Raw genomic sequence first — 10,123 nt, 5'->3', positions numbered from 1 at the left:
GAGATGTGTATAAGAGACAGGCTTATAGATTTTTTAAGTGTGGGATACATACATATATTGTGATACCATAGAACCACAATTCCCTGCAGTTTTTTGTATGAACCAGTTAAATAAACACAATACTTCTCTTCGTGACTTACTTGAACTAGAAGAAAATCAATTAGACTCCAATATCCTAAGCTCTCTAGTCGATCTAGACTCTATCGATATAGTCTTAAGAGAATACTTAACTATTGACGAAATGAGAGAAGCTGGAAGTTTCTTCACGGGTTTTGAATTAGCTGTATCTGCCGTAAAGTCTTTTCAGTCACCTATAACATTCGATTCTGTGGTATTGGACCCAACGTGTGGTGCTGGTAACTTGCTGATCGAATGTTCTCGGAGATTAGGTGTGGAATCTACTCTGTCAGACACATTGAAGAAGTGGGGGAAGGTTCTTTGGGGTTTCGATATCCATGAATCTTTTGTTGAAGCTACTCGATTAAGAATCGTAATTGAAGCTTTAAATCGAGGTGTAAAAAAAGACTGCAGTATTGATGATGCTCTAGACTTTCTTATCAACATAAAGTGTCAAAATGCTTTGTCTGTGTGTCCTGAATCTCTTGCTGATGTGACTCATGCCATAATGAACCCTCCTTTTACTATATGGCCATCTCCAAAAGAATATTATTGGAAAGAAGGCAAAATAAACGCTGCAGGTATTATATTTGATAAATACTTAAGAATGCTTTCTGAAGGATGTAATGTGAGTGCGATTCTTCCTGATGTACTTCGTTCTGGAAGTCGCTATGAAGATTTTAGAAGTTTTTGTTCTAGCTTGTTTGATGCTGAATGTTCAATTTGGGGACGCTTTAATAGAAAGACTGATGTCGATGTCTTTGTGTTATCGGGGGTTGTTGAGCATAGTAGTAACTCCCCAATAGCTTGGTTCAAAGAATTAGGTGAGTATATGAGACTATCTGAGAAGTTCGATGTTAGAACTGGTCCTTTAGTCGCTTATCGTGATTCTGAAGAAGGACCTCTTTTACCATATTTCCATCCTAGAAATTCCCCTGCATGGGAGGTTGTAACTGAAGCAACTGAGTATCGTAGGTTTCTTGGTCGAGTATTAACTCCACCTTTTATAGTTGTTAAGAGAACTTCTAGCCCTTCGGATAGATATAGAGCATCCGCGACCATTATTAATCTTAATGAAGATGTTGCAATTGAAAATCATATGATTGTTATACAGCCTAAAGATGGGAAGCTTAAAAATTGTAAGGCCTTGCTTAAAATTTTGAAATCCGAGAACACTAATATCTTTTTAAACAACAGAGCAAGAATGAGACACCTAACCGTTGGTGTTATAAAATCCATACCAATATAGCAGAGTTGCGATCTTACACATTTGCAACTCTGCTAATCATTTATATTTAACTAAATATTTCTTCCATTTGATTTCTTAAGTTTTCAGAAGTGCTTTGCTTTCTACACTCAACTTCTTCACTCTTAGATAGAAGGTAGTATTCATTTTCTGCGAAATGAATTATTTCTTCTTTTATATGCTCCATTATTAGTAAAGAAAAATCTCTTAATTGGTTAATGTCATTAATATCTAAAGTGAACTCATTAGAGTCTGCGTCAATCTTACTTCCATGACTAATGGTATTTCTTTGGTTTAGTAATGTTTCATCAATATACTTACCTTTGCCATCAATCATTGCTATTTGATTGATTCCAATGATTGTACAAAAGTTGTTTAGAGTCTTCAAATTGAGATTGTCATGAGTATTTATGAAATCTTTGTTTTTATCCTCTTTTATCCTAGCCGGTACTTTAAACTTCTTAGAGCCTGGGTTGTCAAATTTATTAATTAAAGCTAGCTCATTACTCAATGTTAAGCTTGAACCATGCTCTAGTACCTCACTAACCATGCCTTTTAGTGATATAGCTTTAAAGCTTTCTGTGAGTAAACTCAACTTCAAATTTCTATCTGAAATATGGATCAAATACTGCTTACAAGCATTTTTTATATAACCTTCCCAATGGGAATAAATTAATAAAATCATTGATTTAGACTTTAGTTCGTCATTGACATTTTCCATAAAGCTAAGTTTTGTTAATTCTGTTTTTCTCCAGCCTAAATCTTCATTTAAATGGTCGATTAACTGGTCTAAAGTTAAGTTCATCATCTATACGAAAAATTCTCTTGCTATATCTGTTGACTCTTGAAAACGTTTTATTGCTCGAGTACCACGACCTAGTACTTTTTGGATTTTTTCATCATGATATAGTTCTTTTATTCGTTCTTCCAATGCATCTTTACCTAACTGCTCAATAGTATCTATATTGGAAGATAGCCCAACAGTTAGCATTTCAAAAGCAGAAATGTTAAAGCCACCTTTAAACTTATCTTCATCAATGTTGAATTTTTTGAAAGCTGAACTTCCAAGTGTGTTTTTGAGTTTGTCGAACGTTTTTTTAAAGTCTACCTTAAATTTTTCGCGATCAGCTTCTTTAATTAATCTAACAGTCTCTTTATCAAGAAAGTCTGTAATTATTATTTTGTTTATAGCATTATGTTCTGCATATACAATGGAGTTATGGTAACCAATGAACATTCTTAAAATATACTCCATATGAACTTCTTTTTCATATTCCTCAGCTTTGAGGTTTAAACAGTCTTTGAAGTTCGGGTAATCTTTCAACTCATTGATTAGATCAAAAAAATCAGGGTCAACCATTAGCATCAAACAGTTTCTAACTTCTTGCTCTGATAGTGGTGTGCCACCAGTATTTAATCTTTGGAATAACTCATACTGGGCTTCATCACTATCTTGAGTAAGAATAATGCTTAGTTTTAACTTTGAACGTTTGAGGAGTCGTTGTACATCAGAAGGCATAGTTTTCCAAGTTTGACCTTCTAACGAGGGAATATACTTACATGTTTCAAACGTTAATGGTTCATAACCATCTAGCACACCAGCCGTTTGTAGTATTGTGGAAAGCCTTTGAACTCCATCAACAACGTGCCAAGTCCCATCAGCTTTTTGAGCAACAAAAATTTCAGGGATAGGTATTCCGATTAGTATCGACTCAATCAGTTTAGTTTTTTGTTCATCTTCCCATCTAAAGAGACGCTGAAAAGCAGGATCAAGGATGATGTCGCCATCTCGATAAAGATTTATTAGCTCTCCTATAGACATAGGATATCCATCTGTCTTAATTGATTGTTTGGCTTCGTTGATCTCAGAAATTATATTTTCTTGTATTACATGTAATTCAGTCATTGTTTTTCTTAATCCCAATTTTTAAGTCAGAGCTAACACCGATCTACCCACAATTCTCACTTCATCTTCTTTGACGGCTAGAGCCGAGTCGTTAAGGTTGATTGCCAGTTTCTCATCTGTGCAGCATTGAAATTTTCTTTTCATCGTTTATTTGGCGTTCTTCATACATCGAAATGTAAAATTATTTGTGCGGGTGAGTTATTTTCATCACACCTTCTCCATAACCAACGCAACTCTACCCACAACCCTAACTTCATCTTCTTCGACTGTTAGAGTCGAGCCGTTAAAGCTGATCGCCAGCTTCTTGCCTGGCAAACGCTGAATGTCGTTTAGCGACAGTAGGCCGTCCATATCTACTAAGTATGTGCCGCTTACTGCTTGGTGAATTTCTTTATCGATAATGAATGCAGTCCCATCGTGCTCGATGCCCATTACATTCAGAACCCCAAGTTTGTCTAAGTAGCTTTTATCAAAAGCTAGCGTTTCATTGCCAACAAGCTTGCCGTTTGAAAGTGAAAAGAGATCAACATCGAAGAGTCTTTTTACTTCGTTTTTCTTGGATGTATGGGTTTTCTTGTCATCAAACGGTTCACCTTCTCCCAAGGCTAGATATTTGATAGAAGCTCCAGTCCTCAAATGAAGTCTCACAATCACTTCGTAAGGGGTCAATCCTCTCTGGTGCCAAGTCGATATCGTGCCTTTTGACACACCTAAGCACTCACCAAGCGACTTGAAGTCACTTGTTTTTGTGACGAATTTCATCCTTTCTGTTACATCTCTACCGCCAATGTACTCAAAAGAGGGTATTTGTTCTTGATATTCACTCATAAAAAGTCTACATTTTCACTCAACGGTCAACCGCGAGGTGCAACTCGCTAGTCCGGTACAACACATTCAATAACATAACAGGATATCACTATGCTCTCATATCAAGTAGTCCTAAATACGCCTTTCATGACCTATGACCAATACTCTCAGTTTTCTGGAATGCCTAAACGCACCATCATGGATTGGGTAGCCGATGGCCGCTTACCTATTAAAACTAAAGCAAAAGGTAAAGAAACCCCTCTCATCAATATGATCGCCTTAGTAGAAATGGCGACTCGTGAAGCCATGGAAAAGTTGGGGTAGGCCGTCATGCGTTTATCTTTCCTAATTCCAACTAAAGAATATTGCCCGTTATGGCTCAATGTTCTTGGTTGGGGCTTCGTTTTCGTCCCGTTTGTCTTCAATTGAGTATTGGTTATGAACGAAATTGACTCAATGTGCGAATTCCGTGGCTCTAAACAAAAGGCATTTAACGAAGCGTGTTGTGCATTTGCGAACTCGGAGAACATGACCAAGTTAGCAAAGGCCGTGGATATGAATGCCACTATGTTGCGTAACAAACTTAACCCAGAGCAGCCGCACATCCTTACCAGTGTAGAACTTGTGATGATCACCAAGGCGAGTGGCAACTTCACCATTCTTAATAGCCTTTTGCTTGGCCTCGGTGTGGTGACCGCACAAATTCCCAATGATGCGAGTGAAGAAACCTTCATCAAACGCGCATTAGAAAACGCAATGCACTCTGGTGACTTGTCTCGCATGGCTTTAGAGCATGCGGGAAATGATCGCCTTAGTCGCACTAACAAACACGTCATTATCCAAAAGGCACAAGCGGGTATTAGCAACCTTGTGCTTCTTATCAACGATATAGAAAGCCGCACAAAAGGCGTTTCCCCATTCTTAGCTATGAGTGTGGATTTGGTCGCCAATGGTTCGGCTATTCCCGGCTTAAGTTAGAGGAAAATAGTATGTCAGTTGCAACAGTCGAACATTCAAACCTAGATGTCCCACCGCTAGAAAATCCTTGCCCTGATTTGCCTTGTTGGTCTTTGAACCGTGAGCAAAAAGAACGTGGCCTTTCTGCATTACAACGTACGCGAAGAGAACTTGGCGAGCGCCAACTAAAGCCACTTCGCTCAAAGCGTGAAGAGTTACAAGCTCAGTTTTCCAAGAGTGATTGCCGCGCTGAACAAATGCGCCTTTCACGGGAAATTAACCGAATTGATGCCAACGCACAGGATGTACTTTCGCGCTGGTCATAAGCCAGTTACACCCAAACAAACCTAGCCACTAGGCGTATGCCTACACCCTTTATCCCTCTTTGATTTAAAGAGGGAGGGTTTTTTATATCCAAAATTTGAGGAATTGATGATGAGTAACATTGAAGAACACTTATTTAGTCAGTCTTTTAACCAAATCGCAGAGCGTTTTAATTCAAGCAATCAAGAGCAGCAACACCAAGTTCTTATCCAGCTCGATGCTATCGCGAAGAAGCAAGAGTCTGTCGCTACCCACCGCCCACAAGAAGACGTGTTGGCCGATATCAAAGAAGCAATGGAAAGTGATCGAGCTCGGGTGTTCTTTGGCTATTCATTTCCAAGCTGGTACCGCAACGGTTCGATTGAACAAGTTTCACAGCTTCACCATTGGGCGAACTTAGATATGAGTAACCGCCACCTGTTTCTTGAAATGCTTGGCCTCCGTGACTTAGGCCACTTTGATGATGAAGCTTTATATCAATTCGAGCAGTTCTGTTTATCGGCAGTGGGGGCGTGAGCATGAAATTACATGAAGTAAAAACCCAATCAGAGTTTTTTAACGAAGTTCGTTTAGGTCGTAAAACGGCTGAAATTCGAGTTAATGATCGTAACTATCAAGCCAACGATGTGCTGATACAGCATGAAGTAGACAGCGAAGGCCATAAAACGGGGGCTTCCCTGGTTCATGAAATTACGCACGTACTGCAAGGCGGTAAGTTTGGTTTAAGCAAAGAGGTGTGCGTTCTTTCTCTTTCAAATTCATCTCATTTAAACAGTGTGATTTTGATGAGGCATCTACGAGATCGTTTAGTGGAAGCTGCCGACTGCATGGAAACCGGCATTGATGTGGTTCGAGAGGCAGGACTCACAACCGCTGATCTAGAAAGACAGATTCAAGACTCACGCTATTTTGCTACAGAGGCAACGACTCTACTTAAAAAGTTAGGGGAGGAGACTGCATGAGCACTATCTCTGTTTATCAGAAAGACTTGAACCACGCGTTGCGTTCAGAAGGGTTTACTACTCGCAAGATTGAACAGTTCATGCGTGTTTTCAATATCACAGAAACTAGCCAGGGCGATGTGCTGAGCTTGGACTCTACTCGAGCATTACTTGTGAATGTTAACGGTACTGAACAAGGACTCTGCTTGGAAGATTTCATTACCGCTTGGTGGGCTTTTTGGATTGTGGTTTACAACACGGCTTCTGACCGAGATATCGCAAATCAAGCTTTAGGTGCCGTTCGTGCGCTGTTCTTTGTGTCGGCTTGTAATAAATCCACTTCTCAAACTACTCAAATGCAAATGTGGTGGCGTGATATGGCCGATGAGCATGGCCACCCAACTGTGGAGGCTTGCTGATGCTGAGCTATGTAGCAGTTGCCCTGAATAGCGGTGGTGGCGTTGTTCGCCATGATGAAACCAATGAAGTAAAGAACGTGTTGTTGGGTGAGTTTGACTCACCAGAGCCTGCGATTGATACGGCTTGCGAGCGGTTCAACTGCCAGCACGTTTTGAACGGTGTGATTATCAAAGGTAACCACACCGGTGGCCATATGGTTATGGATACACAGGAGCTAGCTGCGTTATGACTCATCAATATGGATACCAAGGTTGTAAGGGTGTGAAAGCCATTGCTGAAAAGTTCGATATTAACTACTCCACCTTATTGAAGCGTTTGCAGCGAGGCTTTGATATTGAACAAGCAGTCACAATGCCTCGTTGCGCTCAGGTTGCTCAAGTCAAATATGAGCACAAAGGGCAACAGGGGATGCGAGCTATCTCTAAATTGGTGGAAATTTCTGAGGCCACTCTATATGGCCGTTTGTCTGAAGGGATGACTTTAAAAGAAGCCATTGAAATGCCTAAACAGAAAACAGGTATGAGCGAAGAGCAGCGTAAAGCCAATCAAATCGGTATTAAAAAACCTGATGTTTTGTCTAGCAGTTGGGCTACAGCATTAGGTGTTCAGTTATGAGCGAAGCACAGAAAGTTGCGGCTGAAGCACCTGATTATATTGAAACCCTATTAGTAGAAATGCTAGGAGGTGATCACCCAGATAATGAAGTGCTGTTAGGTACTTTGTTATCTGGTGATGAGTCTATCCAGGTTCAATTGAAAATCACACGCAACCCCACAGATTTTTTGGATGAGTGTTAGTGACATACTATCAACCAGTTAAACCATTAAATCGCTTTTGGTTATGCCCTTTACCTGCCATAGATGAAGGGCTTATTTGTGTTCCTGCAGGTTACGAACCCGCTAATATAGAACCTGAAAATCTTTCAGTTGTTGAGCGTAAGTTATATGAAGTAAACCCAGCAGATAGAGAATGGCTATCTGAACACTTTGCAGATCTCCCCCATTACCTAACTAAATATTTCGCAAATCGTTATATTTCGATGTTTGAGAAACAAGGCCGCCCAGCCGCGAATACTTTCATTCGTGAAAAAATGGTACCCGCGCATAGGCGTGTTCTATTGGTACTTAAGCAATACAAAAAACTTCCTACTACTTCTAAGGTTGCTTTGCTGAGTGAAGCGAATGATGACACTAAGCAAAGCAACTACAAGAACCAAACTCAACAGCAACAGTACTTTGATTTTGAACGAATAGAACAAAACCGAAAACCAGTAAGAAATCGCACTTTGGCCGAGTTGGAAATTGAAGAAATCAAAGATATGGCGTTTAAAGTTGCCATGATAGTTGACGGGTTTATTCGTATTGAGAGTGACAAATACCACGCTGAAACTGCATTAGGAACAGAAATGGCGGTCGTGTTCTCTTATGAACAAGCCGCTGTATTCGTCTGTAATACCTTTGGTATTAAGCCACCTCGCAAATATAAAGAACAATCGGAGCTTTCTGCCCTGCAAGATATTTCGCGCATGATAAGCGAAAAGTGGTGGTATAACCGTTTGATTCGATGCCGAAAAATTATGCGTGAGCACCTAGCCATTGCTATGGGGCAAGTCTCGAAACACGCTTCGCCTTATGCTTCATGGGACTGTATCCGAGAATACAAAGAACAACGCCAAAAGAACTGGGAATTTATCGAAAACTCATCTTTGTTCGATGAAGAAACAGGCGAAGAAGCCAGCTTAAAAGACATGGTATTAAAAAGCGTCTCGAACCCTGCTATTCGCCGCCATGAGTTAATGGTGCGTTGCCGTGGTTGTGAAGACATTGGCAACGAGTTAGGTCTACAAGGCTTGTTTTTAACCCTGACCACACCAGCCAAATACCACAACAGTTATAAGAAAGGCGGTTTCATTGGTCACTGGAATGGCGCAAGCCCACGTGATGCCCAGGCTTACTTAAACAATGTATGGGCAAAGATTCGTGCCAAATTAGGTCGCAAAGAAATTCGTTGGTTTGGTGTTCGTGTGGCTGAACCACATCACGATGGCACACCACACTGGCATTTGCTTATTTGGGCAAAGCCTGAACAGATAGACGCGATTGAAGAAATTTTTACAGATTACGCAATCCAAGAAGACAAACACGAACTGATTAACAAAGAGGGACTGCTGGACCCATCTGCTCGTTGTGACATTCAAGCCATTGACCCAGAACTGGGCACGGCTACGGGTTACATCGCCAAATACATATCTAAAAACATTGATGGTTATGCTATGGATGATGATCTGGCTGATGAGACAGTCAGCATCAATCCAAAGACAGGTAAAGAAGAAGGCAAATCTGCTAAAGACATGGCGAAAAACGTGAGTGCATGGAAAAGCCGTTGGAACATTCGCCAATTCCAGTTCTTTGGTGGTGCTCCGGTTACGACTTACCGAGAACTGCGCCGCTTTGCCAGCCAGAACAAAAAAGCCTTTATGGAATACCTCTTCATGCAAGAGCGTGCCGACCTACTTACTATTTATTCAATGTTACAACGTGAACTCGTTGGCCCTATTAAGCCAAGCAAGCTAATCACTAATGAAGAACTTCTAAAAGTAATTGGTGATAGTTACCAAGCACGAATCAAGAGTGATGATTCAAGCATCGTTGATACGTTAATCGCCGCCGATAATGGCAATTGGCAAGGTTACATCATGGGCCAAGGTGGTCCATTTGTTAAACGTGACGACTTGCTGATCAGAAATACCTATCAAGAATTACCGTTTGCGTCGCCCCACGGTGAAATCGTTAGCAAGATTGAAGGCTTTGATGCCGCAGGCATGCTCGTCAAAACTCGCACTAAGAACTGGCAGATAATACCAACGTCTACGTTAGACGCCCAACGTGAATCGGGGGCTCTTGCTCTTTCTGGAGCCTTTGGCTCCTCTCGGAGTTCTGTCAATAACTGTACGCTACCGCAGAAAGTACAGGTCAGCGATCAGCTTAAGCGATTATTGGAACCTTACTCAGTAGGTGGTGGGTTACCGCCAAACATTGATGGTTCTGTTCTAATCGCGCTGCAAAAAGGTAGCTCAATTCGAATAGATGATGAAACGAGTATAAGAGTTCGCCCTGCGGAGCATCTACCATGCGGCACGGTTCGCCCAGCCCAGTTGGTTGAAGAGTACCAACCCAAGCCAGATTTAAGCTGGTTAGATGAATTCGAGGTAAAACCGCCTGGACCACTAACCGGAGAAGATGACGACTATGAATATGAACAGCCTAATTTGTCATTCTTTCCAGAAACTGCCGAATGGCCGTTGATGTGAAGCTCAAATTCGTTATCAGAATGAGGGGTGAATCTCGCTTCATAAAAACACTGTATGAATATTTATAAAAGTACTGTATATTCATCCAGTCTTTT

At 40.9% G+C, this 10,123-nt stretch carries 14 protein-coding genes; 11 read left to right on the top strand and 3 right to left on the bottom strand.

Annotated features, from left to right (window positions below):
* The first annotated feature begins 97 nt into the window (after positions 1–97).
* Positions 98–1,366 carry an SAM-dependent DNA methyltransferase gene (locus tag F0228_RS24145; RefSeq protein ID WP_171762931.1) on the top strand — a complete coding sequence of 423 codons (1,269 nt, stop codon included), beginning with the start codon at positions 98–100 and terminating at the stop codon, positions 1,364–1,366.
* A 46-nt stretch (positions 1,367–1,412) separates the two neighbouring features.
* On the opposite strand, the gene F0228_RS24140 is transcribed toward F0228_RS24145, so the two are convergent.
* From F0228_RS24140 to F0228_RS24130, 3 genes are all read right to left on the bottom strand, one after another.
* Positions 1,413–2,171 carry an MAE_28990/MAE_18760 family HEPN-like nuclease gene (locus tag F0228_RS24140; RefSeq protein WP_171762930.1) on the bottom strand — a complete coding sequence of 253 codons (759 nt, stop codon included), beginning with the start codon at positions 2,169–2,171 and terminating at the stop codon, positions 1,413–1,415.
* Positions 2,172–3,269 carry a DUF262 domain-containing protein gene (locus tag F0228_RS24135; RefSeq protein ID WP_171762929.1) on the bottom strand — a complete coding sequence of 366 codons (1,098 nt, stop codon included), beginning with the start codon at positions 3,267–3,269 and terminating at the stop codon, positions 2,172–2,174.
* Between the two features lie 207 nt (positions 3,270–3,476).
* On the bottom strand, positions 3,477–4,097 hold the full coding sequence (locus tag F0228_RS24130; RefSeq protein WP_171762928.1) for a phage repressor protein CI: 621 nt from the start codon (positions 4,095–4,097) through the stop codon (positions 3,477–3,479).
* Positions 4,098–4,187: 90 nt separating this feature from the next.
* Here F0228_RS24130 and F0228_RS24125 point away from each other — a divergent pair, with 90 nt between their 5' ends.
* The 10 genes from F0228_RS24125 (at position 4,188) to F0228_RS24080 (ending at position 10,028) form a co-directional block, all read left to right on the top strand.
* Entirely contained in the window at positions 4,188–4,400 is a 213-nt protein-coding gene (locus F0228_RS24125) for a hypothetical protein (RefSeq protein WP_004742462.1), read from the top strand.
* A gap of 114 nt (positions 4,401–4,514) precedes the next feature.
* Complete coding sequence (locus F0228_RS24120; protein WP_016798828.1) at positions 4,515–5,054, top strand: phage regulatory CII family protein; 540 nt, start codon at positions 4,515–4,517, stop codon at positions 5,052–5,054.
* A gap of 11 nt (positions 5,055–5,065) precedes the next feature.
* Positions 5,066–5,359, top strand: a complete 294-nt coding sequence (locus tag F0228_RS24115) for a hypothetical protein (protein WP_016798827.1) — start codon at positions 5,066–5,068, stop codon at positions 5,357–5,359.
* A 109-nt stretch (positions 5,360–5,468) separates the two neighbouring features.
* On the top strand, positions 5,469–5,873 hold the full coding sequence (locus F0228_RS24110) for a hypothetical protein (protein ID WP_171762927.1): 405 nt from the start codon (positions 5,469–5,471) through the stop codon (positions 5,871–5,873).
* Between the two features lie 2 nt (positions 5,874–5,875).
* Entirely contained in the window at positions 5,876–6,319 is a 444-nt protein-coding gene (locus F0228_RS24105; RefSeq protein WP_171762926.1) for a DUF3850 domain-containing protein, read from the top strand.
* Entirely contained in the window at positions 6,316–6,717 is a 402-nt protein-coding gene (locus F0228_RS24100) for a hypothetical protein (RefSeq protein WP_171762925.1), read from the top strand. The genes F0228_RS24105 and F0228_RS24100 overlap by 4 nt, the downstream gene beginning before the upstream one ends.
* The gene (locus F0228_RS24095) at positions 6,717–6,947 is read left to right on the top strand and encodes a hypothetical protein (protein WP_086051195.1); all 231 of its coding nucleotides are present in this window, start codon (positions 6,717–6,719) and stop codon (positions 6,945–6,947) included. Before F0228_RS24100 ends, F0228_RS24095 begins: the two co-directional genes overlap by 1 nt.
* The gene (locus F0228_RS24090) at positions 6,944–7,333 is read left to right on the top strand and encodes a hypothetical protein (protein ID WP_171762924.1); all 390 of its coding nucleotides are present in this window, start codon (positions 6,944–6,946) and stop codon (positions 7,331–7,333) included. Before F0228_RS24095 ends, F0228_RS24090 begins: the two co-directional genes overlap by 4 nt.
* Complete coding sequence (locus tag F0228_RS24085; protein ID WP_102290422.1) at positions 7,330–7,515, top strand: hypothetical protein; 186 nt, start codon at positions 7,330–7,332, stop codon at positions 7,513–7,515. Before F0228_RS24090 ends, F0228_RS24085 begins: the two co-directional genes overlap by 4 nt.
* A complete protein-coding gene (locus F0228_RS24080; RefSeq protein WP_171762923.1) occupies positions 7,515–10,028 on the top strand; it encodes a replication endonuclease in 2,514 nt (837 codons plus the stop codon). The genes F0228_RS24085 and F0228_RS24080 overlap by 1 nt, the downstream gene beginning before the upstream one ends.
* Positions 10,029–10,123: the final 95 nt, after the last annotated feature.

The sequence above is a fragment of the Vibrio sp. 99K-1 genome (genome assembly GCF_013114585.1).
GTDB lineage: Bacteria > Pseudomonadota > Gammaproteobacteria > Enterobacterales > Vibrionaceae > Vibrio > Vibrio chagasii_B.
The sequence above is the reverse complement of the archived record's forward strand: the minus strand, read 5'-3'. Positions and strand labels throughout refer to the sequence as shown.

Excerpts from the sequence above, each read along its gene's own strand:
- F0228_RS24120 (WP_016798828.1), top strand. The coding sequence starts at position 4,515 with ATGAACGAAATTGACTCAATGTGCGAATTCCGTGGCTCTAAACAAAAG.
- F0228_RS24145 (WP_171762931.1), top strand. The coding sequence starts at position 98 with ATGAACCAGTTAAATAAACACAATACTTCTCTTCGTGACTTACTTGAA.
- F0228_RS24095 (WP_086051195.1), top strand. The coding sequence starts at position 6,717 with ATGCTGAGCTATGTAGCAGTTGCCCTGAATAGCGGTGGTGGCGTTGTT.
- F0228_RS24110 (WP_171762927.1), top strand. The coding sequence starts at position 5,469 with ATGAGTAACATTGAAGAACACTTATTTAGTCAGTCTTTTAACCAAATC.
- F0228_RS24085 (WP_102290422.1), top strand. The coding sequence starts at position 7,330 with ATGAGCGAAGCACAGAAAGTTGCGGCTGAAGCACCTGATTATATTGAA.
- F0228_RS24100 (WP_171762925.1), top strand. The coding sequence starts at position 6,316 with ATGAGCACTATCTCTGTTTATCAGAAAGACTTGAACCACGCGTTGCGT.
- F0228_RS24105 (WP_171762926.1), top strand. The coding sequence starts at position 5,876 with ATGAAATTACATGAAGTAAAAACCCAATCAGAGTTTTTTAACGAAGTT.
- F0228_RS24135 (WP_171762929.1), bottom strand. The coding sequence starts at position 3,269 with ATGACTGAATTACATGTAATACAAGAAAATATAATTTCTGAGATCAAC.
- F0228_RS24115 (WP_016798827.1), top strand. The coding sequence starts at position 5,066 with ATGTCAGTTGCAACAGTCGAACATTCAAACCTAGATGTCCCACCGCTA.
- F0228_RS24125 (WP_004742462.1), top strand. The coding sequence starts at position 4,188 with ATGCTCTCATATCAAGTAGTCCTAAATACGCCTTTCATGACCTATGAC.
- F0228_RS24130 (WP_171762928.1), bottom strand. The coding sequence starts at position 4,097 with ATGAGTGAATATCAAGAACAAATACCCTCTTTTGAGTACATTGGCGGT.
- F0228_RS24090 (WP_171762924.1), top strand. The coding sequence starts at position 6,944 with ATGACTCATCAATATGGATACCAAGGTTGTAAGGGTGTGAAAGCCATT.
- F0228_RS24140 (WP_171762930.1), bottom strand. The coding sequence starts at position 2,171 with ATGATGAACTTAACTTTAGACCAGTTAATCGACCATTTAAATGAAGAT.